The following is a 23,095-nucleotide window of genomic DNA, read 5'->3' on the forward strand; positions in this document are numbered from 1 at the left end:
GTCGCTCCTACGCGGAATTGGGCTTTATCCATTGCGTTGCTGGAAATCGCGCATGAAGTCGACCAGCGCCTGTGCGGCTTCCACCGGCAATGCGTTATACAACGAGGCGCGCAGGCCGCCGACCGCCTTGTGGCCTTTCAGCGCCAGCAGGCCCGCGGCCTTCGATTCGGCCACGAAGCGCGCCGTCAGCGTCTCGTCGGGAAGGAAGTACGGAACGTTCATGCGCGAACGCACCGACGGCACCACTTCGTTGCGGTAGAAACCGCCCGAAGCGTCGATGGCGTCGTAGACCAGCTTCGACTTCACTGCGCTGCGGCGGGCGAATTCCGCCACCCCGCCCTGCGCCAGCATCCACTTGAACACCAGTCCGGCCAGATACCAGTTCCAGGTGGGCGGCGTGTTGAGCATGGAATCGCGCGCGGCGTGCGAGCGATAGTCGAAGATGTCGGCGCGCGGCTGGCCGCTGCGTTCCAGCAGGTCGCGGCGGATGATCACCACCGCCACGCCCACCGGCCCCAGGTTCTTCTGCGCGCCGGCGTAGATCACGCCGTACCTGGTGACGTCGATGGGTTCGGAGGCGATGCTGGAGCTGAAGTCGGCGAACAACGGCGCGGCGCCGACTTCGGGCGTATTGCGGAATTCGACGCCATGGATGGTTTCGTTGGCGGTGATGTGCACGTAGGCTGCATCGGGGGTGAGCTTCCAGCTGTCGCGTGCGGGAATGTCGCGGAAGCCCCCCGGTTCGCCATCGGCGGCTATGTTCACCTTGGCGTACGGTGCGACCTGCTTGATCGCCGTCTTGCCCCAGTGGCCGGTCACCACGTAATCGACGGTCTGGCCGGGCGCGGTAAAGTTGAGGGCCAGCAAAGCCTGCTGGGTGGTGGCGCCTCCGGACAGGAACAGCACCGCGTAATCATCCGGAATTCCCACCAGGGTCCGCAGGTCGGCTTCGGCCTCGGCGGCCACCGCGATGAAATCGGCGCTGCGGTGGCTGATCTCCACGATCGAGGCGCCTACGCCATTCCAGTCGAGCATTTCCGCCTGGGCCTGCAGCAGTACTGATTCCGGCAAGGTGGCGGGGCCGGCACTGAAATTGAAGACGCGGGTCATGAGGGGCCTGCAAAGTGGATCCATAGTATGCCGCAGCGCAGCAGCCAGAGCAGTCCTGGTTTCAAACGTAACTTGTGCTGTCTGGACCGTGCGGCCGCGAAACCTTTTGCCGCCTGCCCGCCTCTATAGTTGGGCTATCCCAAGGAACACCGCCATGTCACTCCGCGATGCACTGAAAATCCCCGCCAGCCAGATCACCGACGAGTCGGTCTACCGCCAGCGCCGCACCTTCCTGCAGGCCTTCACCATGGCCCCGGCGCTGACTCTGGCCGGTTGCGCCGAGGCCGAACCGCCTGCCCCGCCAAAGACCGTGGTCACCCCTGCACAGGCGCGCTCCGGTTTCAGCACCACCGAGGAATTGACCAAGTTCGCCGATATCACCAGCTACAACAATTTCTACGAATTCGGCACCGGCAAGACCGACCCGTCCAACGCCGCTAAGACCCTGAAGACCAGGCCGTGGTCGGTCGCGGTAAGCGGCGAATGCGCCAAGCCCGGCCGCATCTCCATGGAGGATCTGATCAAGGGACTGACGCCGCAAGAGCGCATTTACCGGCTGCGCTGCGTGGAAGGCTGGTCTATGGTGATCCCATGGCTGGGGGTACCGCTGGGCGAGGTGCTGAAAAAGTTCGCGCCCACTTCCAAGGCCAAGTACGTGGCCTTCACTACCTTGGCCGACCCCAAGCAGATGCCGGGCGTACGCTACAACTCGATCAACTGGCCATACCGTGAAGGCCTGCGTATCGATGAGGCCATGCATCCGTTGACCCTGCTGGCCACTGGCCTGTACGGCAAGCCGCTGCCGCAGCAGAACGGCGCGCCGCTGCGGCTGGTGGTGCCGTGGAAATACGGGTTCAAGAGCATCAAGTCGATCGTGGAGATCAAGTTCGTGGAAAAAATGCCGGAAACGGCCTGGCACGACCTGCAGCCTTCCGAGTACGGTTTCTTTTCCAACGTCAATCCGGCCGTCGACCACCCGCGCTGGAGCCAGAAGACCGAGCGCCGCATCGCCGGCAACGCCAGCAAGCTTTTTGCCGAACGCATCCCCACCCGGCTATTCAACGGCTATGCCGCGCAGGTGGGTTCGATGTATGCCGGGCTCGACCTGAAAAAATGGTATTGACCGAGATTCCGATAACCCGTTCGTGGTGAGCCTGTCGAACCACGCTCTTTGCGATTTGTTTAAATATACGGCCGTTTTATTTCCCTTCGAAAAGCGTGGTTCGACAGGCTCACCACGAACGGCGTTCTTTCTCTTCTTTGAACCCCACACACCTGGTAATGAATGGCCAAGACCTCCATCGGCATCATCGCCGCCAAGACCCTCGTACACCTTGCCGCGCTGACGCCGGTGGCGATCCTGGCCTGGCAGTTTTACGACGTCTGGCAGAACAACAGCGACGCTCTGGGCGCCGACCCGGTGGCCGAGATCGAGCACCGCCTCGGCCTGTGGGCATTGCGTCTGCTGATGGTCGCCCTGGCCATTACGCCGCTACGGCAGTTGACCGGACAGGCGGTATTGATCCGCTTTCGCCGCATGATCGGCCTGTATGCGTTCTTCTACGCCTGCCTGCACTTCGCCGCCTACCTGGGACTGGACTTGCGCGGTTATTGGACGCAGATATTCGCCGAGATCGTGAAGCGCCCGTACATCACCGTGGGTTTCAGCGCCTGGCTGCTGTTGTTGCCCTTGGCCGTCACTTCCACCAAGGGTTGGATCAGGCGTCTGGGGCGCAACTGGGGACGCCTGCACAAACTGGTCTACGCTGCCGGCGTGCTGGCGGTGCTGCATTTCTGGTGGCTGGTGAAATCCGACATACGCGAACCTTTGCTGTACGCCTCGATCCTGACGGTACTGCTGGGCTGGCGCGCGTGGAAAGCCTTCAGCCGGCGCCGAACAGCAACAGCGCACTGAGCATCGCGGCCAGGAAAAGAGCCGCCAGCAACAGCCATGGCCAACGCCGCATGGAAGGCTTGTTGACGGGAACTGCGTCCGACCCGGCTCCCTCCTCGCCACCGTCGTCGGCCAAGCCCGCAGCCTCCCCGGAGGCTTCCTGCCAGGGCACCTCCACCAGGAACCGGTGCTGGCTGCCGAAAGCCACCTGATCGCCGGCCGCCAGCAGCGCATCGCGCACCATGACGCCGTTGACCATGCTTCCCGCAGTCGAACTCAAGCCGCGCAACAGCACGCGGTCGCCGCGGCGTTCCAACTGGGCGTGGCGCTCCGCGAAATCCGTATCGTCGATACGGATCGCCGCGTCGGCCGCACGGCCGACCAGGCAGGGTTGCGACAAGGTGAAAGCGCGGCCATGGTGCTTGCCGCCCACACCGCGAAGAACGATGCGCGGATCGCTGTCGGCTGGATCGGCCGGCGGCACCGCGTCCAGGCCCTGGTGCGAGGCCTGCACCAGGATCTCGGCGCCGTCGAGATAGATCGAGTCGCCGGCGCGCACCAGCGCCATGCGCTGCACCGGCCTGCCGTTGACGTGGACGCCCCGGATGCCCGCGGCCACCTGCAGCCACAGGCCGCGACGGTCCATGCAGAACTGGGCCAGCAAGGCGCCTTGGGCGTTGTCGCCTACGCCCAGCAGGCCGCTGGCTTCGCGCACGATACGATGCACGCCGGTGACCAGCGCGCGATCAGGTTGTTGGCGGTTGCCGAAATGAAGTCTGAGGTTTTCCACGCCGCAGGAGACTAACATGCCGCGTTGCGGCTTGGACTCGGCGACGCGCTTGCGCACAATAGACAACGAACGACAGGAACCACGTACATGCCCAGCATCGACATCCACCACGAACACTCCAAGACGCCGAAACAGGCGCGCAAGGCATTGGAAGACGTTGCCGAAAAACTGGCCGAGCGCTTCGGCATGCAGCACGAGTGGGACGGCGACACGCTGACCTTCAACCGCTCCGGGGTCGACGGAAAGATCGAACTGTCGCCGAAGAAATTGCACGTCACCGCACAGCTCGGCTTCATGTTGTCGATGCTGAAGGACCCCATTGAGTCCGAAATCAGGCGCGTGCTCAACGAGAAATTCGGGTAGGTCGGGGCTACGCCCCCGACGCACGGACGGTCAAGGCCTCGGGGGCGTAGCTCCGACCTACCGGAAGGGATCCGGGTCGGCTTCGAACAAGCGCTTGGCCACTACGCGTTCGGATTTTTCGATATCGGCGACGAACGCCTTGCCGTCGCCCAGCGCGGCGAAAGCGGCGAAGCCGCGTTCCAGAAAGCCTTGCAGCTCCGCCAGTCCGCTGGCCTTGGCCGGTCCGCGCGACAAGCGCAGCAGCATGGCCACGCCGGGCGTCTTCACTGCGCGGGCCAAGCCCACGCCCACGCCCGAGATCAGGTCGATCTGATGCCGGCGCAAACGCCGGTGTCCCACTTCCCGGTAGGCCTTCCCATACAACTCGGCATCCAGCCGCTTGCGGTTAGGCGCGATGCGCTGCAATTCATCGGCCATGCGCAGGTCCAGGGCATGGGTAAGCGCGCCCAGTTCGATGCCATCGGCCACCGTTCCCAGCACTGCGGTCGGCAACAGCCGCTGCATCATCGGCAGGACTTTGGCGACATTGGCGTCGCGCTTGCTGAAGTCGCGGTCGCCGTAAACGTCGGTCAGAAAGAACAGCGCCGCCGCACGCCGCTGCGGATCGTGGAGAAAATGCTCGAAACTGGTTTCCAAGCGCTTGGTCTGCCAACTGCGCAGGACCGGCAGCCAACGCAGTCGGTTGCGGGGCTCGCGCTTGTGGTCGTGAAGGGCTTGATGGCACGCCAGGCGGCGTCCGAGCCGATCGATCAGGGGATTGCCACGTGCCATGCCGGCGATGATCCCGTGCGGGGCCCATGACCGCAAGCGCAATGCGCCCCCCGGTTCAATCCAAACAACGTTTACAAGCTCTAGACCTTGTCGGCTAAACTCGGATAGTTTTTCGCAAGCGGACCGTGCATGCTCTCACTTCATAGTGCCCAGAAACGCGGCTCAGGCGGGCGCATCGGCCTTGCCATCGCGGGCGGCGGCCCCATCGGCGGCATGTACGAACTGGGTGCGTTGCGGGCCATGGATGAGGCGATGGACGGCCTGGACCTGACCCGCATGGATTGCTATGTAGGCGTCAGTTCGGGCGCTTTCCTCGCCGCGGGCCTGGCCAACCGCATGAGCACCGCCGAAATGTGCCGCATCTTCATCACCGGCACCAGCGACGATGCCGAGTTCCGTCCGGAAATATTCCTCAAACCCAACGTGGGCGAGTACCTGCGCCGCGCCGCCACCCTGCCCGGTCTGTATGCGGACTGGGCGCGCCGGCTGATGCTCAACCCGCGCAAGGCCACGCGGCTGTCGGACCTGATTTTGCGTTTCGGCGGGCTGGTGCCGACCGGCCTGTTCGACAGCGAGGGCGTGGAAAGCTTCCTGCGCGACATCTTCACCCGCCGAGGCCGCAGCAACGATTTCCGCACGCTCGGCGCGGATTTGTTCGTGGTGGCGGTGGACCTGGACAGCGGCGAAGCGGTGCGCTTCGGCGAAAAAGGCTGGGACGGCGTGCCTATCTCGCAGGCCGTGCAGGCAAGCTCGGCCCTGCCGGGCCTGTATTCCCCCGTGCAGATCAATGGCCGCCATTTCCTCGATGGCGCCCTGCGCCGGACCATGCACGCCTCCACCGTACTGGAACGCGGCATCGACCTGATGATAGGCATCAATCCGCTGGTGCCCTTCGACGCCGGCAATGCCGCGCCGCAGGCCGGCGAGGAAGAACGGCGCGGCCTGGCCAGCGGCGGATTGCCCGCCGTGCTGTCGCAGACCCTGCGCACCCTGTTGCAGTCGCGCATGCAGATCGGCATGGAGAAATACCCGCACCAGTTCCCCAACATCGACCAATTGGTGTTCGAGCCGAATGCGGAGGACAGCGAGCTGTTCTTCACCAATCTTTTCAGTTTCTCCGCGCGCCACCGCGTCTGCCAGCTCGCCTACCGCAATACCCTGGCCGACCTGCGCAAACGCGCCGACGTGCTGCGGCCCATGCTGGCCGCGCACGGCATCGGCCTGCGCGAGGAAATCATCAACGACCGCCACCGCTCCTTGCTGGACGGACTGGACGTGACTCCGCGCATGACCGAAACCACCGCGCGCCTGCGGCGTGCGCTGGACGACGTGGACCAGGTGGTGGCCAAGCGCCGCGCCCGACGTGCCCCGCGCGCGCTGAAACCGACCGGTTGAAGCGCGGCAAGGCCATCCATCTTCGCGAGCTGGTGTGAAAGCTCTAGACAAGCGGTTGATTCTTCGGCTTCCTCAATCATTCGATTTGTCGACGGAACCCATGGCCAAGCTGAAGAAAACCGCGCGCAAGACCACCTCCGCGAACAACCCCAACCTGCAGGCGCAGGCCGAACGTCTTTCCAAGAACCTCGGCGAATCGGCGCAGCAGGTGTGGCTTGCCGGCGTCGGCGCGTTCGGCCGCGCCCAGGCCGAAGGCAGCAAGCTTTTCGAAACGCTGGTGAAGGAAGGCCTTTCGGTCGAACAGCTCACCCGCAAGGTCGCCGGCGGCAAGGTCGGTGCGGTGCGCGACGCGGTCGAAAGCACGGTCGGCCAGGCGCGCGAACGCGCCTCCGACACTTGGGACCGCCTGGAAAAAGTGTTCGAAGAACGCGTACAGCGCGCGCTGCGTCGCCTGGAAGTGCCCAGCCGCGAGGACCTCAGCGCCCTGATCGACCGCGTGGATTCGTTGAACGGGGAGCTGCGCAAACTCGGTGGCGCCGCCGCGCCGCGCAAGACCGCCGCAAAGAAGGCCGCGACCAGGAAACCCGCAGCGAAAAAGGCCGCACCGGCCAGCAAGCGCGCGCGCAAAGCGGCTAAATAAGCCGCGACTAAACCGCAGCACACACTGCTCCCAAAAAATTGTTGCAAGGCACAATATAAAGCGTAACAATCGTTACTAGCCCGCCAGTCCACTCGAAGTACGTATGCTCCCCTCCCCTTACGACTTCGGACTGGCGGGCTTTTTCGTGCCCGTAAGCAAATCGGCGCCATCGGGTGCTGGCGTAGAATGTGAGTTTCCTCGTATCGCTTGAAAGGTAATCATGCCCGCCTGGTTGTTCGGATCGGTCATTACGCTCCTGGTGGGTGCCGTTACCACTGCTTATCTCTGGCTTGTCCGCCGGCGCGACGATGAAACCGCGGCCGGCTTGCTGGCGCTTGCCGGAATGCGCTGGCGCGATTTTTCCCGCCTGATCCTGGAAGCCATGGAGCTGCGCGGGCTGGGGCGCATTCCCATCGCAAACGAAGACAGCCAGGAGCATGGCTCCAGTTTCCTGCTCTCCGGCCAGGGCAAGCAGCTGTTGCTGGCCTGCAAGCATGGTTCGGCCTACCGCATCGGTTCCGCCGCCGTCGACGAATTCGCTTCCGAGATCCGCCTGCGCGGCGTGCAGGGCGGGATCCTGGTGACCGAGGGCGTGCTGGACAAGGGCGGCGTGGAAAAAGCGGCCCGGTACAACATCGAAGTCATCGATGGCCCCCTGCTCTGGCCAACGGTCAAGCCGATGGTGGAAGGCAACCTGCAGCGCCGCATCGTCGGCAATGCCTCATCCCGCGCGCGCCGCCACATCGGCATCGCCTGGCTGGGAGCGTTCACCCTGGGGCTGGCGTCGGCGTTGGCTTTTCCAGGCGTACTGGCCCCCGAATCGGCGCCGGTGCCGACTCCAGCATCGGCTGCTCCCGCGACGCCCGCCGCGGAGACCGGCAAACCTGCCATTGCACCCGCCGCCCCTGCATCCGGCATTGCGACGGCACCCAAGCCTGCGCCTGCGCCTGCGACCACAGCACCCGCCGCCGGCGCTACCGCAGCTGCGACCGAAGCCGACACCGAAAAGCACCGTGCGGAAATCTCCAGGAAATTGTCCAAGACTCCGGGCATCAGCCGCGGCGTCTGGATATCGCGCTCGACCCTTGCCGTGGACCGCATCGTCCCCGAACAAGACGCCTGGCCGCTGGTCTGCAGCCAGCTGAAGGCCTACCCCGATCTGGAGTTCACCCGGGTGCAGATGAATCCACCCCAGGGCAGCACCGATCAAGTTCGCTGGCGGCAGTGCCCGCTTTAACGGAAGCGCCGCTTCAAGAGCCTGTCCAAGATCTCTGAAATATCTCGTAAAAGAGATCCGTCGTCCCCGCGAAGGCGGGGACCTAGTGTCTTTCGTACCGCGACCATAGGTTTGCAGAAAGCTTAAGTCGCTGGATCCCCGCGTTCGCGGGGACGACGAGCCACGGCAGGCAGTGCGGCTACCAGTGCACGCCGCGCATCAGCGAAGCGAATGCGATCTGCTCCTGGCTGGGCGCCGATTCCTTCAGCGCCTTGCGGTCGCCCTTGGCGGCGGCCGAATCGGGGAACAGTTCGAACGCCGTGCTCATGATCACCTCATAAGCCTTGGGCGCCACGGCGTTGATCAACGCCGAGAAAATGCCAAGGCGCGTGGCGATGCGGCTTGGTTTCTCGATGATGGCTTTCACCAGCAGGTCCGCAGCCTCTTCCGGAGTCAGCGTAGGCACGCTGTCGTACATCTTGGTCGGCGCGATCATCGGCGTCTTCACCAGCGGCATGTTGATGGTGGTGAAGCTGATGCCCTTGCCCGACAGCTCGCCCTGCGCGCAGCGGCTGAAGGCGTCCAGCGCCGCTTTCGACGCCACGTACGCCGAGAAACGCGGCGAACTGGCCAGCACGCCGATCGAGCTGATGTTGATGATGTGGCCCTTGCGGCGATGGGTCATGGTGGGCATGAAGCCCATGATCAGGCGGATGCTGCCGAAATAGTTCAGCTGCATGGTGCGTTCGAAATCGTGGAAGCGGTCGTAGCTGGCCTCGATGGAACGGCGGATCGAGCGTCCCGCGTTGTTGATCAGGATATCGACGTGGCCATGCTCTTCCAGCACCAGTTTCACCAGCCGGTCGCAGTCGGCCATGTCGGCCAGGTCCGCGGTGTAGGCGAAGACCTTGCCGCCGGCTTTCTTCATTTCGTCGCGGGCCTTGAACAGCTCTTCTTCGCCACGCGCGACGATTACGGTTATCGCGCCGGCCTCGGCCACGCGCTGCGCGGTGGACAGGCCGATGCCCGACGAACCGCCGGTGATCACCACCACCTTGTTGCGCACCTTGCCCTTCAGGGTGCGGTCGATGAACAGGTCTGGGTCCAGGTGCCGTTCCCAGTAGTCCCACAACCGCCATGCGTAACCTTCCAGCTTGGGCACCGCGATGCCGCTGCCCTTGAGCGCGCGCTCGGCTTCGCGGCTGTCGAAACGGGTGGGATAGGTGATGAACTTCAGCACTTCCTTCGGAATCTTGAAGTCGCGCAGCAACATGCCGATGAAACGCTTCACCGGCGGCAAGTTGCCGACCGCGCCGCGGATGCCGCTGGGCACGAAGGCGAACATGCGCGCATCCACGCGCATGGTCATCTCCGGCGCATGGCCGGCGCGGGCGAAGGCGTTCAGCACTTCGCCCACGCGCATGGGTTCCGGATCGGTAAGGTGGAAGGTGTGGCCGTCCAGCTTGGGCTTGTGCGCGATGTGGTCCATGGCGTCGGCCACGTAATCCACCGGCACGATATTGATGCGTCCGCCCTCGATACCCAGCACCGGCATCCACGGCGGCAGCGTCTCGCGCAGTTTCTTGATCAGGGTGAAGAAGTAATAGGGGCCGTCGATCTTGTCGATTTCGCCGGTTTGCGAATGGCCGACCACCATGCCGGGGCGGTAGATGCGCCATGGCAGGCGCTTCTCGTTGCGCACCAGCCCTTCCGAATCGTGCTTGGTGCGCAGATAAGGATCGTCCAGGCCCTCGGCCTCGTCGAACATGTCTTCGCGGAAGATGCCCGGGTACAGGCCGGCGGCCGCGATGGAGCTGGTGTGGTGGAAGGTTCCGGCCTTGATGGCCGCCGCCAGATCCAGCGCATGCTGGGTGCCGTCGATATTGGCGGCGCGCTGGGCTTCGGCGCTGGCGGCCAGGTCGTAGATGGCGGCCAGATGGAAGAAATGTTTCACCTTCCCCGACAGCGTACGCAGTTGGCCTGGCGTGAGCCCGCACTTGGGCTTGGTCATGTCGCCGTAGACCACGCTGACGCGTTTGAGGTCCCAGCCCGCCTTCTTGGCGATGGCGTCGAATTTCTTCTGCGAATCCTTGCGGACCAGGACATATACAGTCCCGCTGCGCTTGAGCAGGTTGGTGACCAGGTAGCGGCCGATGAATCCTGTGGCGCCGGTGACGAAATAACTCATGTGCGGTCTATCCCTGGTGTTTGGGCGCGGCCCCTCCGCTGCGCCCCTGCGGCCTAAGTTGCCAGAGATGGCGCTGTTCGACAATGCCGCCGCGTATGGAATGGCATTGACCCGTCCTGCCCCTCGTGGTGTGATGCGCGCGATCACTGGGAGGGATCTTTACATGGCAGATCTGAAAAGCAGCTTCGAACAGGCATCCAAGGCGATCCAGGGCCTGTCCGAACGTCCGGACAACGACACTCTGCTGCGCCTGTATGCGCTGTACAAGCAGGGTTCGGAAGGCGACATCAGCGGCGACAAGCCGGGGTTCTTCGATTTCGTCGGCACCGCCAAGTACGAAGCCTGGGCCAAGCTGAAGGGCACTTCGCAGGAAGAGGCGCAAAAGAAGTACGTGGATCTGGTGAAGAAGCTGACCGCCTGACCCGGCGCCGGATTAGATCCTGGTGGCACGCGATACGCGCCAACGCATCCTCGATGCCTCGCTTGCGATGTTCAACACGCAGGGCGAGCCACACGTCACCACCAACCACATCGCCGACGAGCTGGAGATCAGCCCGGGCAATCTGTACTACCACTTCCGCAACAAGGACGACATCATCGAGCAGCTGTTCGCGCGCTATGAAGAGCGCATGGACGCGGCCCTGGCGACGCCGTCCGGACGCCTGCCGGAACTGGAAGACATCTGGCTGCAGTTGCATCTGGTGTTCGAGTGCATCTGGGACTACCGGTTCCTGTACCGCGACCTGGTCGAGATCCTCAGCCGCAACCGGCGCATCCGCATGCGTTTCGCGCGCATCCTCAAGCGCGCCGACGACAGCGCGCACGCGGTGATGCGCGGCCTGTCGCAGGCCGGCATCATGCGCGCCTCGGCCGCGGAACTGGCCGGCACCGCCACCAACGTGCTGGTCATCGCCACTTTCTGGCTCAACTACGCCGCCGCCCGCGGCGACAAGGACGAACAGGTCGCAATCCGCCATGGCATCGTACAGGTGATGATGCTGCTGGCTCCGTTCCTGCGCGATGCGGAGCGGGTGCATTTGAATACGTTGACGCAGGCTTATCTGGATTAGAACGCGGTGCTGTCCACGAGGTTCATTCGCGAACTGACTCTGGCATCGCCACAGAACGCGGACAGTGCCCGGCACATCAGCGCGGCGAGCGGCATGGTCGTCGTCGGCAGGTTCCTCTATGTAATTGCTGACGATGAGCTTCATTTGGGCGTGTTCGACAATAGTGGAATCGGAGCCGGCACGCTGGTCCGGCTTTTCCCTGGCGAGCTCCCCGATGCCTCTGCCGAACGCAAAGCGCTCAAGCCCGACCTCGAAGCGCTTGTCCGGCTACCGAGCTTTCCCGGATATCCGCATGGCGCTCTGCTGGCGCTTGCTTCGGGGTCCAGGCCCAACCGGCGTACCGGCGCCGTAGTGAAGCTCGACGAATCCGGCCTCATTGCCGGAGAGCCATGTCCATGCGACCTGACGCCCTTCTACTCATCTCTGGAGAGCAAGTTCCCTGCCTTGAACATCGAAGGTGCCGTGGTGGTCGCAGATGAGCTGGTACTTCTCCAGCGCGGAAGCAAGGCGCAGCCGGAAAGCGCGTTGATTTCGTTTTCTTTGTGCGAAATCTTCCGCGCGACGAATCCCGAAACCGCAAATGTCTCCCAAGTTGCCGCAAGTCACGTACGGTTCTTTGACCTTGGCGCGATCGAAGGTGCCCCGCTCTCTTTCACTGATGGCACAGCCCTGCCTGACGGCCGGTTCGTATTCAGCGCAGTCGCGGAAAACACGGAAGACAGTTATCAGGATGGTCCCTGCGTAGGCGCCGCCATTGGAATCATCGGAACCGATGACCGTGTGGAAACCATGCTTCGGCTCGAACCTACCGAAAAGGTCGAAGGCATCCATGCGACAGTCGAAGGCGACCGCATAAGCCTGCTCCTGGTGACCGATGCGGACGATGCAAGCGTACCAGCGAAACTGCTGATAGCTGAGATTCCTGTTTAAAGGAGGGCCAGATGGCGATCACAGGCATAATCCCGCAACTGCGTACGACCGACATGGCCTCGTCCATCCGTTTCTATACGCAGAAGCTCGGGTTCTCCGTCGAGTTCAACTACCAGGATTTCTATACTGGGATTCGCACAGGCAGCCAGGTTTTCCATCTGAAGCTTGTCGATGATAAGGACCCCTCGATTCCGTATGTCGACCAGGGCGGGCATTTCCATCTCTATCTTCAGACCAATGACGTGATCGAGTTCGCTGCGAAACTAAAGGCGAAAGATGTCCTCCTGGTAGAAGACGTGCACGAAACACCCTGGAATACGAGAGAGGTCGTCATCCACGACGACCAGGGCCACACTTTGTATATCGGCGAGCCGTTGTAGCCGGCGATCATTCACCGATGCAAGGAGGTTTCCATGAGTCAACCCGCAAAGAAGACCGCTAAGAAGCCCGCCAAGAGCGCCGCAGCCACCAGCACCATCGACTCGTCGTCCCCGCGAAGGCGGGGATCCAGTGTCTTTCATGCCGCGACTTCACGCTTTGCAGAAAAGCCAAGAGCTAAAGTCCCTGGATCCCCGCCTTCGCGGGGATGACGGGACTATTTTTCCGGACTATTGAAAACTCTTGAACGGGTTCTTTCTGAATCCTGATCAGCCGCGCGTCCTGCGCACCACGCGCTTGGCGGCCGGCTTGCGGGCTGGGGTGGCGCGGGCGCGTTTGGCGGCCGCTTTCTTCACCGGCTTGCGGCCGCGGGTGGTTTTCTTGGGTGCCGGCTTCAGGCCCAGTTTGACCAGTACCGGGGCCAGACGCGCTTCGACTTCGGCGCTGAACTGGCTGGCCTTGGCCTCGCCCTGTTCGCGCACGCTGGCGATGCCGCCCAGCACATTGGCCTGGGCTTCATCGGCCAACTTGCCGGCCTGCTTCTTCAGCGACACGACCTTGGCAACGGCATCGTTGGCGGCATTCACGGTTTCGCGGCGGGCGACGGCAGCCACGCCCAGACCGGCGAGCCACAGGTGACGCAGGGTGGTTTCCTGCACCTTGGATTTGGTTTTCTTCTTGGCGGCCATGGGGGGCTCCGGGGTACCGGCCACGATGGCCGGTTTACGCAGGGATACTGCCCAGCGAGGCTGGAGCAAACACACTAGCGGCCCAGAATCGAAGACGTGGGAGCGGCGTCCCGCCGCGAGCTTTTGCTCTAGGGACTGAAACATTCGTCGCTTGTCTTGCCAAGGGCTCGCGGCGGGACGCCGCTCCCACGAGACTCGCCAGACTTGCCAGCTGCCGTGCCGCCCGCCATGCTCGTCATCAATTCCTTGGAGGGGATTTGAACATGGCGGGAAAATCATCGAAGTGGGCCGCGTTTCCGCACGACGCCAAGGCCTTCGCCTATGCCGGCGATGCCTTGAAGAAAGCATGGCCCGCGCTGCATGCGGGCGACAACGAACCCTACCCCGACGCCAAGCGCGCGCAAGCCTTGCTGGATGCCGCCGGCAAAGCCGCCAAGGGGCTGGACGCCACCTCCCTTTCGACGAAACTGCAGGATGCCTGGCGCGCCTTCCACCATGGGGATTTCCAAGCCGCGTTCGAAGCCGGCGAAGCGCTCGGTCCGCTCGGCGCCTCGGTCGCGGTGAAGGCGCTGGGCATCCACGCGACTTACCTGGTCGATGACGACGCCGAAAAACTCAAGCGTTTCGAACAGGCCGCCAAACTGGCCGAAGCGGCGGTGAAAGCGTTGCCAGGCGAAGCCAACAGCCACTACCGCCACGCCTTCGCGCTGGGCCGCTACAGCCAGGGCCTGAGCATCGCCAAGGCGCTGAAGCAGGGCATCGCAGGCAAGGTGCGCGAATCGCTCAACGCCACTCTGGAACTGGCGCCCAAGCACGCCGAAGCGCATACCGCGCTGGCGCTGTACCACGCCGAGATCATCGGCAAGATCGGCGCCATGATCGGCGGCCTGACCTACGGGGCCAAAGCCGCCGAGGCCGAGTCGCATATCAAGACCGCGCTGAAGCTCACCCCTGATTCCCCTATCGCCCATGTCGAACACGGCAACGTGCTGTTGCTGCTGTACGGCGAGAAGAAGGAAGACGCCGCCGCCGGCGCCTTCGAAAAAGCCGGCAAGCTGAAACCCAAGGACGCGATGGAAGCGCTGGACGCGGCATATGCGCAATCGCAGCTCGAATAAATCGCTGCTGGGCGCATCGCTGTACGCGTGCGCCTGCCTGTCGATCGCGCAGACGCCCGCCGGGAAATCCGCGACCGCCGCTGCTCCACCGATCGCCGTCCCGCCGGCGGGCGCAAGCGCGGGGGCCGACGCTTTGGCCGATGCGCTCACTTGCCGGATCAGCTACGAGCGCTACCCGGGCCTGATGCAGGAAATCCGCGACGAGCGCGAGGAGGATTTCCGCCAGACCTACCGCCAGCACAGCCAACCGATGCTGGATGTGTATCGGCTTGAAGAACCCATATCCGCCTGGGGCAACGAAAGCGACGTCATCGTGATCGCACCGAATCGGGTGATGATGGCGGTGCAGGGCTCGCTGGATGCGGTAACCGCTCAGTTGGAACAAGCGCTGGAACAATCCAGCGAATCGCCGCTGTCCGGCGCTCTGGACGACCAGCACGCGCTGGTGATCTTCAATGCCGATGCGCCGGGTCTGGAAGGCATGGTGCTGCTGGGTTGCGAATACCGCATCCCGGATATTTCGCTGCTGGAAGACCCGGCCGATGCGTGGCGCAAACATCCGGCCATTCCTGCCCTGCCCGCCAAACCCTGACCGCCTGTCGCAGGAACCGGACTTGTCATCCATCCGTCCCTGCCCGCTTCCGGACGTTTCGCTGCTTGGCCGTTATCGCCTGCAGGAAGGCGCGTATACCGACTGCTATTCGACCGACCTCGACAAGACGGTCAGCCAAGCCGCCTTCGTGGAGGCTTTCTACACCACCTGGGTGTTCAAGCTGGAGAGATCGATCCTGAAGTGGGCCGTCGCCAAACCTTCCACCGATGCGCAGGCGAAGAAGCTCGCACAGGGCGATCTCGACGCTTTTTCCGCATGGACGGTGGAGGATCGTTGCGACGACCAACTGCTGCTGTGCGATATGCACGGCCGCACCCGATCATGGCTGATGGCCGTTCCGCTCACGGGATCTTCGGGGTCCGGCACGCGACTGTATTTCGGCTCCGCCGTCGTCCCGCCCAAAGGCCCGGGAGCGGACGGTAACAATATCGGTGCCGGTTTCCGCTTGCTGCTCGGTTTCCACAAGCTCTATTCGGAGATTCTCCTGCGCGCCGCGAAAAACCAGCTGCAAGCGGGAGCTGTCTGATCCCGTCCAGCAACAGAACCTGCGCCTTGTAGAGCCGAGCTTGCTCGGCTGCTCTTCGACACGAGAAAAAGCAGCCGAGCAAGCTCGGCTCTACAAATCTGCGGATCACATCCGCGGCAGGTCGAACACCAGCACTTCCGCGCCCTGTCCTTCGGCCAGGCTTACCGAAGCTTCGTCCTGGTAAAGCAGCGCATCGCCCGCGACCAGCTTGCGGCCGTTCGCCACGACTTCGCCGCGCGCCACATGCACGTAACCCAGCCGGCCAGGAGCCAGCGTCAGATCCGCGCGTTCATCGCCATCGAACAGCCCCGCGAACATCCGCGCATCCTGGTGGATATCGACCGACCCGTCCGCACCATCGGGACTGATCACCAGCCGCAGCCGCCCACGTTTTTCCTCCGCGGAAAAATTCTTCTGTGCGTAAGACGGCTTCACCCCCTGCTTGGCCGGGATGATCCAGATCTGCAGGAAGTGGGTGGTGCCCGCATCGCTGTAGTTGAATTCCGAATGCTGCACGCCGGTGCCGGCGCTCATGCGCTGCACGTCGCCCGGCACGATGCTGGAACTGGTGCCCATGGAATCCTTGTGACCCAGCGCGCCGTCCAGCACGTAGCTGACGATCTCCATGTCGCGATGGCCGTGTTCGCCGAATCCGCGGCCGGCGGCCACGCGGTCTTCGTTGATGACGCGTAGCGGACCCCAGTGGACATGGTCGTCGTCCTGGTAGCCGGCGAAGGAAAAGCTGTGCCAGGAATCCAGCCAGCCGTGGTTGGCGTGGCCGCGCTCGCCGGCGGGTCGCAGGGTGATCATGTTTTGCGCTCCAGTGGATGGGTGCGCAAAAGGATGAGGGCCTTACCCCTGCGAAGTAAGGCCCCCGAAACCGACTAATTGTTCTGTATTTAGAATAATAGCGGCTATTTCACCGGAACAGTAACGCTTTTCGGTCCTATCGCGACGCCGTGCTTTCCTTCGGAACGTACTGCGGCCAACCGCCCGCCAATGCCTTGTACAGCGACACCACCGCGACCGTGTTGCGCACCCTGCCCTGGGCGAATTCGTCCTCGGCCTGCAGGCTGGCGCGCTCGGCTTCCAACACGTCCAGCACATCGATGGCGCCGTTGTCGTAGCGCAACCGCGCGGTGGCCGTAGCGCGTGCACCGGCAGCGGCGGCGCGTTCCAGGTGCGCGTTCTCCTCGGCGCTGCGGGAAACGCGGACCAACGCGTTCTCGGTTTCCTCCAACGCCAGCAGCACCGTCTGTTCGTACGCAGCCAGGTCCGCGGCCGTGGCAGCATTCGCTGCCGCGATGCGCGAGCGCACCCGCCCGACATTGAGGAAGGAACCATCGATGCCGAGCGAGATCAGGCGGGTTTCGCTATCGCGTTCGAACAGCGCACCGGCATCCAGCGCCTGCGTGCCGATCAGCCCGCCCAGCGTGAAGCGCGGGAACAGGTCCGCGGTCGCCACGCCGATACGCGCGGTGGCCGCGCCCAGCCTGCGCTCGGCCGCGGTCACGTCGGGACGGCGGCGCAGCAAGTCAGCGGGAGTGCCTGCGGCGATGGTTTCCGGCAACGAAGGCAGCGGCGTGGCCGAATCCAGTCCGTCGAGTACCGTTTCCGGCGTCTTGCCCACCAGCACCGCTATGCGGTGGGTGGCCACAGCGATCGCCGACTGCAGCGCGGGAACCCGCGAACGTGTGTTCTCCAGCTGCGTGCTGGCGCGATCGACCTCGAAAGTACTGCTCAGGCCCGCGCTGCTGCGCAGACCGATCAACCGCAGGGTCTGGGCCTGGTTGTCGGCGTTCTGTTGCGCGATGCGCAGTTGTTCCTGCAAACCGCGCAGGCGGAAATAGGTTTCCGCCACATCGCCCACCAGCACCACCTGCGCGGCGGCCAGATCGGCCGCGCTGGCCTCGGTCTCGGCTCGCTGGGCCTCGATGCCGCGACGGATGCGGCCGAAGAAATCCAGCTCCCACAACGCGCTGATGCCGGCGCTGTACTGGTCGTTGTCGCGCCCCGGCCTGTCCACGCCCGGCAGTTGGTCGCTGCTGCTGCGCGCGTCGCTGGCTTCGGCGCTGGCGCCCAATGTGGGCAGACGGTCGTACTTCGAATTGCGCAGCAATGCGTTGGCTTGTTCGTAATGCGCCAGCGCGATGCGCAGATCGTGATTGGAAAGCAGCGCTTCGTCGACCAGCTTCTCGAGCACCGGATCGCCGAAGCTGCGCCAGAACTCCATGTCCACCGCGGGCGTCGCTTGCGCGGCCTGTTGCGATGGATTGTTCGAGAACTGATCGACCGCCGGCAGGTTCGGACGTACGTAGTCCGGGCCTACGGTGCAGGCCGCCAGCAACACGCTGGCGACGGCGACAGTGAGGGTACGGATCACCATGGCAGCACCTCGCCGCGATGCTGGAACGTACCGGTCGGGCCGGCGGCGTCGAGCAGCGCCAAGCCAAGGCTGGTGCTGGCGCCATCGGCCAATTCGAGCTGCCCATTGCTGTTCATGTCGGTCTTCACCGAACCCGGATCGGCGGCGTTGACCTTGATCGCGGTATCGCGCAACTCATAGGCCAGCTGCACGGTCCACGCATTGACCGCCGTCTTGGACACGTTGTAGGCCGGAACTTTGAAATCGTAGAGTTCCGAACCCGGATCGCTATGAAACGCCAGCGAAGCTAGGCTGCTGGAAAGATTGACGATTCGTGCGGCCGGCGCGCGCCGCAACAGCGGCAATAAGGCCTGGGTGACGGCTACCATGCCGAACAGATTGGTGTCGAAGGTCTCGCGCCAAATCTCCAGGCTCTGCTCGGAAGGCGTCTTGGCGAAGTCGTCCTTGAAGATGCCGGCGTTGTTGACCAGGATGTCCAGCCGTCCGTGGCTGGCTTCGACCTGTTTGGCGGCAGCGGCGATGCTGGCCGCGTCGCTGACATCCAGTGCGATGGCTTCCACCGGCAGCCCCTCCGACTTCAGCGCCTGGGCGGCCTCGCGCGCCTTGGCCAGATCGCGCCCGGCCAGCAGCGTATGCACGCCGGCGCTGGCGAGCTGGCGAACCGTCTCCAGGCCGATGCCGCGGGTTGCGCCGGTTACCAGCGCGATTTTCTGATTGTTGCTCATGATCTACTCCGTTGACGCGCGCGTTGCGCGCAGGACGTTTTCACATTGTTCTGTTGCGCACAGACCGTTCGTACGGCCCGTCCGTTCTTCACCAGGGAAGGACGTTGTCGAGGTAGCGGTAGGAACCGTTGGGACCGGCGTCGTCGATCAACGCCAATGCGACACTGGTCTTGGCGCCGTCCGGAACATCGATCTCACCCTCGCCCGCATTCATGTCCGTCTTCACGTAGCCCGGATGGATGGTGTTGACCTTGACCTTGCTGTCGCGCAGCTCGTAAGCCAGTTGCACGGTCCAGGCGTTCACCGCGCTCTTGGAGACGTTGTAGGCGGGAATCTTGAAATCGTAGATGGGCGAAGAAGGATCGCTGTGCAGCGTCATCGAGCCCAGCAGGCTGGACACGTTGACGATGCGCCCGGCCGGCGACTTGTGCAGCAACGGCAGGAACGACTGGGTGACGGCGATCAGGCCGAACACATTGGTGTCGAAGGTCTCGCGCCAGGCCTGCAAGGTCTGTTCCGAAATCTTCTTGCCCTGCTCGTCGCGCAGGATGCCGGCGTTGTTGACCAGGATATCGAGGTGGCCGTATTTCTTCGCCACTTCGTCCGCGGCGGCGGCGATGCTGGCCGTATCGGTCACGTCGAGGACGATCGCTTCCACCGGCAGGCCTTCGGCCTGCAGTTTCAGCGCCGCCTCGACGGCCTTGGCGCGATCGCGCCCGGCCAGCAGGGTGTGGACGCCGGTCTGGGCCAACTGGCGGACGGTTTCGAAACCGATGCCGCGGGTGGCGCCGGTAACCAGTGCGGTCTTGGAGGTGTTGCTCATGGGGGATGCTCCGATTCTGTGGGGGAGTAGCTGATGCAGGGCGGCGGATTGGCGCCGCCCATGCGGTCGATATGACATGTGATCGATAGGATGGGTCGCGCCGCCAACCGGCGCTATCCGTTTCCTGCTTTCGCCATCAAGCCTGTACTGCGTGGGATGACGACATTGTGGATTCGCCGTGCTGGACCAGCGGCCGCCCGGACAGCTTGCGCAGCGCGACATAGAACACTGGGGTCAGGAACAGACCGAACAGGGTCACGCCCAACATGCCCGCGAACACGGTGATGCCCGTGACCGAGCGGACTTCGGCGCCCGCGCCGTGCGACAGCACCAGCGGCACGGTACCGGCGATGAACGCCACCGAGGTCATCACGATCGGACGCAGACGCAGGCGGCACGCTTCCAGTGCGGACTCGACGATGCCCTTGCCCTGCATTTCCAGTTCGCGGGCGAACTCGACGATCAGGATCGCGTTCTTGCACGCCAGACCCATCAGCACCACCAGGCCCACCTGCACGAACACGTTGTTGTCGCCGCCGGTCAGCCACACGCCGGCCAACGCGGAAAGCAGCGTCATCGGCACGATCAGGATCACCGCCAACGGCAGGGTCCAGCTTTCGTACAGCGCGGCCAGCACCAGGAAGGCGAGCAGCACCGCCAGCGGGAACACCACCAGCGCGGCTTTGCCCTGGGTGGCCTGCTGGTAGCTCAGGTCGCTCCAGTCGATGCCCATGCCCGGCGGCAGCACCTGCCCGGCCAGTTCGGTCACCTTGGCCATCGCCTCACCCGAGGACATCACCCGCGGGTCGGCCTCGCCCAGCAGGTCGGCCGCCGGATAACCGTTGAAGCGGATCACCGGGTCCGGGCCGTAGGTCCGCTTGATGTTCACCATCGAACCGATCGGCACCATCTCGCCGTTGGCGTTGCGCGTGCGCAGGTTGGCGATGTCTTCCACATTGTCGCGGAACTGGCCGTCAGCCTGCGCGATCACCTGCCAGGTGCGGCCGAACATGTTGAAGTCGTTGACGTAGGCCGAACCCAGGTAGGTCTGCAGCGTGTCGAACAACTCGGTCAGCGGTACGCCCTGGGCCTTGGCCTTCACCCGGTCCACTTCCGCGTCCAGCTGCGGCACGTTGGCCTGATAGCTGCTGATCGGGAAGCCCAGGCCGGGCGTCTGCGAGGCTGCGCCCTGGAACGACTGCACCGCGGTCTGCAGCGCGCCGTAACCCAGATTGGTACGGTCCTCGACGAACAGCGACCAGCCCGAACCGTTGCCAAGGCCCTGGATGGGCGGGGGCATCAGCGCGAACGCGAAGCCTTCCTGGATACCGGAGATCTTCTGGTTCAACTCGGCGGTGATCGCCGCTGCGCTGTTCTTGCGCTGGTCGAACGGCTTCAGGGTGAAGAACACCACGCCGTTGTTGGGCGTATTGGTGAACTGCAGCGGGTTCAGGCCGGGGAATGCAACTTCGCTTTCCACGCCCTCGATTCCCTTCGCGATCGTCGCGATCTTCTTCAGCACCGCGTCCGTGCGCTCGATCGACGCGCCTTCCGGCATCTTCACGCCCGCGATCAGGTACAGCTTGTCCTGCAACGGGATGAAGCCCGCCGGCACCGCCTTGAACATCACGCCCGCACCGATCAGCAGCACCACGTACACGGCGAACACCGCGCCGCGCTTGCCGAGCGCGCGCGACACCGCACCCTCGTAACGCTGCGAGTTCTTGTTGAAGAAGCGGTTGAACGGGCGGAACACCCAGCCGAACAGGCGATCGATCAAGCGCGAAGGCGCATCCTTGGCCGCGTCGTGAGGCCTCAGCAGCTTGGCCGCCAGCGCCGGCGACAGGGTCAGCGAGTTGATCGCCGAGATCACCGTGGAGATGGCGATGGTCACCGCGAACTGCTTGTAGAACTGGCCGGTGACGCCGGTCAAGAAGGCCATCGGCACGAATACCGCGCACAGCACGAGTGCGATCGCGATGATCGGCCCGGACACTTCCTTCATCGCCAGGTGCGCGGCCTCCAGCGGGCTCGCACCCAGCTCGATGTGCCGTTCCACGTTCTCCACCACCACGATGGCGTCGTCGACCACGATGCCGATGGCCAGCACCAGGCCGAACAAGGTCAGCGTGTTGATCGAGAAGCCGAGCAGATACAACGCGGCGAAGGTGCCGACGATGGATACCGGCACCGCGATCAACGGAATGATCGACGCGCGCCAGGTCTGCAGGAACAGGATCACCACCAGCACCACCAGCAATGTGGCTTCCAGCAGCGTGGTCACCACCGCCTTGATCGAATCGCGCACGAAGATGGTGGTGTCGTAGATCGACTTGTATTCCACGCCCGGCGGCAGGGTCTTGGCGATCTCGTCCATCTTGGCGATCACCGAGTCGCGGATTTCCAGCGCATTGGCGCCGGGGGCCTGGAAGATGCCGATGGCCGCGGCATTCATGCCGTCCAGGCGCGCACGCAGGGTGTAATCGCCTGCGGCCAGCTCGATGCGGGCCACGTCGGACAACTTCACGATCTCGCCAGCGGCACCGCTTTTGAGCACGATGTCGTTGAACTCCTCGACGGTGCTGAGGCGGCCCTTGGCGTTGATCGGCAACAGAAAATCGCTGCCGTTGGCCATCGGTTCGGCGCCGAGCTGGCCGGCCGAAACTTGCACGTTCTGCTCGCGCACCGCACGCAGCACGTCACTGGCGGTCAGGCCGCGCGAGGCGACCTTTTCCGGATCCAGCCACAGGCGCATGGCGTAGTCGCCGCCGCCGAAGGCTTGCGCGTCGCCGACGCCCGGGATCTTGGCCAGTTCGTCCTTCACGTGCAGACGCATGTAGTTGCGCAAGTACAGCGAGTCGTACTTGCCGTCGGTGGACACCAGATGCACCACCATCAGGAACACCGGCGACTGCTTCTGCGTGGTCACGCCCTGCCGGCGTACGTCCTCGGGCAGTCGCGCCAGCGCCTGGCTGACCCGGTTCTGCACGCGCACCGCCGCGTCATCGGCGTCGACGCCGGGCTTGAAGGTGACGGTCAGCTGCAGCACGCCATCGGAGCCGGCGATGGACTTGACGTACATCATGTCCTCGACGCCGTTGATGGCTTCTTCCAGTGGCGTGGCCACGGTTTCGGCGATCACCTTGGGGTTGGCGCCGGGATAGACAGTGCGCACCACCACGGAGGGCGGCACCACTTCCGGGTATTCGCCGATAGGCAGCATCGGGATCGCGATCAGGCCTGCGGCGAAGATCACGATCGACAACACCGCGGCGAAGATCGGCCGGTCGATGAAGAATCTTGAGAAGTCCATGGGTGGATTTCCTGGTAACTGAAAAAAGAGAACCCTTCTTCCTGGAAAGCAGAAAGTCGAACCCTTCTCCCGCTTGCCGGGGAAGGTGCCCGAAGGGCGGATGGGGGAAGCTCTTGCCTTCGGGGAGTAAGCGCAAAAAGCACCCCTCCCCAACCCT

At 63.8% G+C, this 23,095-nt stretch carries 23 protein-coding genes; 13 read left to right on the forward strand and 10 right to left on the reverse strand.

The annotated features are described in order from the left end of the window. Nucleotides 1-24 precede the first annotated feature (24 nt). A complete protein-coding gene (gene serC / locus BLR66_RS03615) occupies nt 25-1,110 on the reverse strand; it encodes a phosphoserine transaminase (RefSeq protein WP_093280249.1) in 1,086 nt (361 codons plus the stop codon). 154 nt (nt 1,111-1,264) lie between these two features. Here serC and msrP point away from each other — a divergent pair, with 154 nt between their 5' ends. Then, nucleotides 1,265-2,233, forward strand: coding sequence for a protein-methionine-sulfoxide reductase catalytic subunit MsrP (gene msrP, locus BLR66_RS03620; RefSeq protein WP_093280250.1), 969 nt, complete (start codon nt 1,265-1,267; stop codon nt 2,231-2,233). A gap of 162 nt (nt 2,234-2,395) precedes the next feature. Beyond that, on the forward strand, nt 2,396-3,025 hold the full coding sequence (msrQ, locus tag BLR66_RS03625; protein ID WP_093280251.1) for a protein-methionine-sulfoxide reductase heme-binding subunit MsrQ: 630 nt from the start codon (nt 2,396-2,398) through the stop codon (nt 3,023-3,025). On the opposite strand, the gene BLR66_RS03630 is transcribed toward msrQ, so the two are convergent. After that, nucleotides 2,994-3,794 (reverse strand): FHA domain-containing protein, encoded by an 801-nt coding sequence (locus BLR66_RS03630; RefSeq protein WP_093284290.1) that lies wholly within the window; start codon nt 3,792-3,794, stop codon nt 2,994-2,996. The two genes, msrQ and BLR66_RS03630, sit on opposite strands and share 32 nt — an antisense overlap. Before the next feature lie 87 nt (nt 3,795-3,881). Here BLR66_RS03630 and BLR66_RS03635 point away from each other — a divergent pair, with 87 nt between their 5' ends. Next, entirely contained in the window at nt 3,882-4,157 is a 276-nt protein-coding gene (locus tag BLR66_RS03635; protein ID WP_093280252.1) for a polyhydroxyalkanoic acid system family protein, read from the forward strand. A gap of 57 nt (nt 4,158-4,214) precedes the next feature. Here BLR66_RS03635 and BLR66_RS03640 read toward each other — a convergent pair whose 3' ends face one another. Beyond that, nucleotides 4,215-4,928 carry a DUF8198 family protein gene (locus tag BLR66_RS03640; protein ID WP_093280253.1) on the reverse strand — a complete coding sequence of 238 codons (714 nt, stop codon included), beginning with the start codon at nt 4,926-4,928 and terminating at the stop codon, nt 4,215-4,217. Nucleotides 4,929-5,057: 129 nt separating this feature from the next. Here BLR66_RS03640 and BLR66_RS03645 point away from each other — a divergent pair, with 129 nt between their 5' ends. From BLR66_RS03645 to BLR66_RS03655, 3 genes are all read left to right on the forward strand, one after another. Then, the gene (locus tag BLR66_RS03645) at nt 5,058-6,323 is read left to right on the forward strand and encodes a patatin-like phospholipase family protein (RefSeq protein WP_093280254.1); all 1,266 of its coding nucleotides are present in this window, start codon (nt 5,058-5,060) and stop codon (nt 6,321-6,323) included. Nucleotides 6,324-6,423: 100 nt separating this feature from the next. Next, complete coding sequence (locus BLR66_RS03650) at nt 6,424-6,963, forward strand: phasin family protein (RefSeq protein ID WP_093280255.1); 540 nt, start codon at nt 6,424-6,426, stop codon at nt 6,961-6,963. Nucleotides 6,964-7,183: 220 nt separating this feature from the next. Continuing rightward, a complete protein-coding gene (locus tag BLR66_RS03655) occupies nt 7,184-8,200 on the forward strand; it encodes a restriction endonuclease (protein WP_093280256.1) in 1,017 nt (338 codons plus the stop codon). Between the two features lie 178 nt (nt 8,201-8,378). On the opposite strand, the gene BLR66_RS03660 is transcribed toward BLR66_RS03655, so the two are convergent. Next, nucleotides 8,379-10,367, reverse strand: a complete 1,989-nt coding sequence (locus BLR66_RS03660) for an SDR family oxidoreductase (RefSeq protein WP_093280257.1) — start codon at nt 10,365-10,367, stop codon at nt 8,379-8,381. A gap of 163 nt (nt 10,368-10,530) precedes the next feature. Here BLR66_RS03660 and BLR66_RS03665 point away from each other — a divergent pair, with 163 nt between their 5' ends. The 4 genes from BLR66_RS03665 (at nt 10,531) to BLR66_RS03680 (ending at nt 12,747) form a co-directional block, all read left to right on the forward strand. Next, nucleotides 10,531-10,788 (forward strand): acyl-CoA-binding protein, encoded by a 258-nt coding sequence (locus BLR66_RS03665; protein ID WP_093280258.1) that lies wholly within the window; start codon nt 10,531-10,533, stop codon nt 10,786-10,788. 22 nt (nt 10,789-10,810) lie between these two features. After that, nucleotides 10,811-11,437 (forward strand): TetR/AcrR family transcriptional regulator, encoded by a 627-nt coding sequence (locus BLR66_RS03670; RefSeq protein ID WP_093280259.1) that lies wholly within the window; start codon nt 10,811-10,813, stop codon nt 11,435-11,437. A gap of 93 nt (nt 11,438-11,530) precedes the next feature. Continuing rightward, nucleotides 11,531-12,367, forward strand: a complete 837-nt coding sequence (locus tag BLR66_RS03675) for a DUF6929 family protein (RefSeq protein WP_218119591.1) — start codon at nt 11,531-11,533, stop codon at nt 12,365-12,367. Between the two features lie 11 nt (nt 12,368-12,378). Next, the gene (locus BLR66_RS03680; protein ID WP_093280260.1) at nt 12,379-12,747 is read left to right on the forward strand and encodes a VOC family protein; all 369 of its coding nucleotides are present in this window, start codon (nt 12,379-12,381) and stop codon (nt 12,745-12,747) included. Between the two features lie 267 nt (nt 12,748-13,014). On the opposite strand, the gene BLR66_RS03685 is transcribed toward BLR66_RS03680, so the two are convergent. Further along, nucleotides 13,015-13,434 (reverse strand): hypothetical protein, encoded by a 420-nt coding sequence (locus tag BLR66_RS03685; RefSeq protein ID WP_093280261.1) that lies wholly within the window; start codon nt 13,432-13,434, stop codon nt 13,015-13,017. A gap of 263 nt (nt 13,435-13,697) precedes the next feature. On the opposite strand from BLR66_RS03685, the gene BLR66_RS03690 reads away from it, so the two are divergent. Genes BLR66_RS03690 through BLR66_RS03700 form a run of 3 tightly spaced genes read left to right on the forward strand, consistent with a single transcriptional unit; the run spans nt 13,698 to nt 15,691 of the window. Continuing rightward, nucleotides 13,698-14,552 carry a tetratricopeptide repeat protein gene (locus BLR66_RS03690; RefSeq protein ID WP_093280262.1) on the forward strand — a complete coding sequence of 285 codons (855 nt, stop codon included), beginning with the start codon at nt 13,698-13,700 and terminating at the stop codon, nt 14,550-14,552. After that, nucleotides 14,530-15,144, forward strand: a complete 615-nt coding sequence (locus BLR66_RS03695; protein ID WP_093280263.1) for a hypothetical protein — start codon at nt 14,530-14,532, stop codon at nt 15,142-15,144. Before BLR66_RS03690 ends, BLR66_RS03695 begins: the two co-directional genes overlap by 23 nt. Next, nucleotides 15,095-15,691, forward strand: a complete 597-nt coding sequence (locus BLR66_RS03700) for a hypothetical protein (protein ID WP_218119592.1) — start codon at nt 15,095-15,097, stop codon at nt 15,689-15,691. Before BLR66_RS03695 ends, BLR66_RS03700 begins: the two co-directional genes overlap by 50 nt. Before the next feature lie 105 nt (nt 15,692-15,796). Here BLR66_RS03700 and BLR66_RS03705 read toward each other — a convergent pair whose 3' ends face one another. The 5 genes from BLR66_RS03705 to BLR66_RS03725 all read right to left on the reverse strand — a co-directional run bounded on the left by BLR66_RS03705 (nt 15,797) and on the right by BLR66_RS03725 (nt 22,938). Beyond that, nucleotides 15,797-16,501, reverse strand: coding sequence for a pirin family protein (locus BLR66_RS03705; protein WP_093280264.1), 705 nt, complete (start codon nt 16,499-16,501; stop codon nt 15,797-15,799). A 136-nt stretch (nt 16,502-16,637) separates the two neighbouring features. Beyond that, nucleotides 16,638-18,077, reverse strand: a complete 1,440-nt coding sequence (locus BLR66_RS03710) for an efflux transporter outer membrane subunit (RefSeq protein WP_093280265.1) — start codon at nt 18,075-18,077, stop codon at nt 16,638-16,640. Next, nucleotides 18,071-18,802 carry an SDR family oxidoreductase gene (locus BLR66_RS03715; RefSeq protein WP_093280266.1) on the reverse strand — a complete coding sequence of 244 codons (732 nt, stop codon included), beginning with the start codon at nt 18,800-18,802 and terminating at the stop codon, nt 18,071-18,073. The genes BLR66_RS03710 and BLR66_RS03715 overlap by 7 nt, the downstream gene beginning before the upstream one ends. Before the next feature lie 88 nt (nt 18,803-18,890). Then, nucleotides 18,891-19,625, reverse strand: coding sequence for an SDR family oxidoreductase (locus tag BLR66_RS03720; protein WP_093280267.1), 735 nt, complete (start codon nt 19,623-19,625; stop codon nt 18,891-18,893). A gap of 136 nt (nt 19,626-19,761) precedes the next feature. Further along, nucleotides 19,762-22,938: an efflux RND transporter permease subunit gene (locus BLR66_RS03725; RefSeq protein WP_093280268.1), complete on the reverse strand. Its 3,177-nt coding sequence runs from the start codon at nt 22,936-22,938 to the stop codon at nt 19,762-19,764. Between the last annotated feature and the right edge of the window lie 157 nt (nt 22,939-23,095).

Source organism: Pseudoxanthomonas sp. CF125 (assembly GCF_900104085.1).
Lineage (GTDB): Bacteria > Pseudomonadota > Gammaproteobacteria > Xanthomonadales > Xanthomonadaceae > Pseudoxanthomonas_A.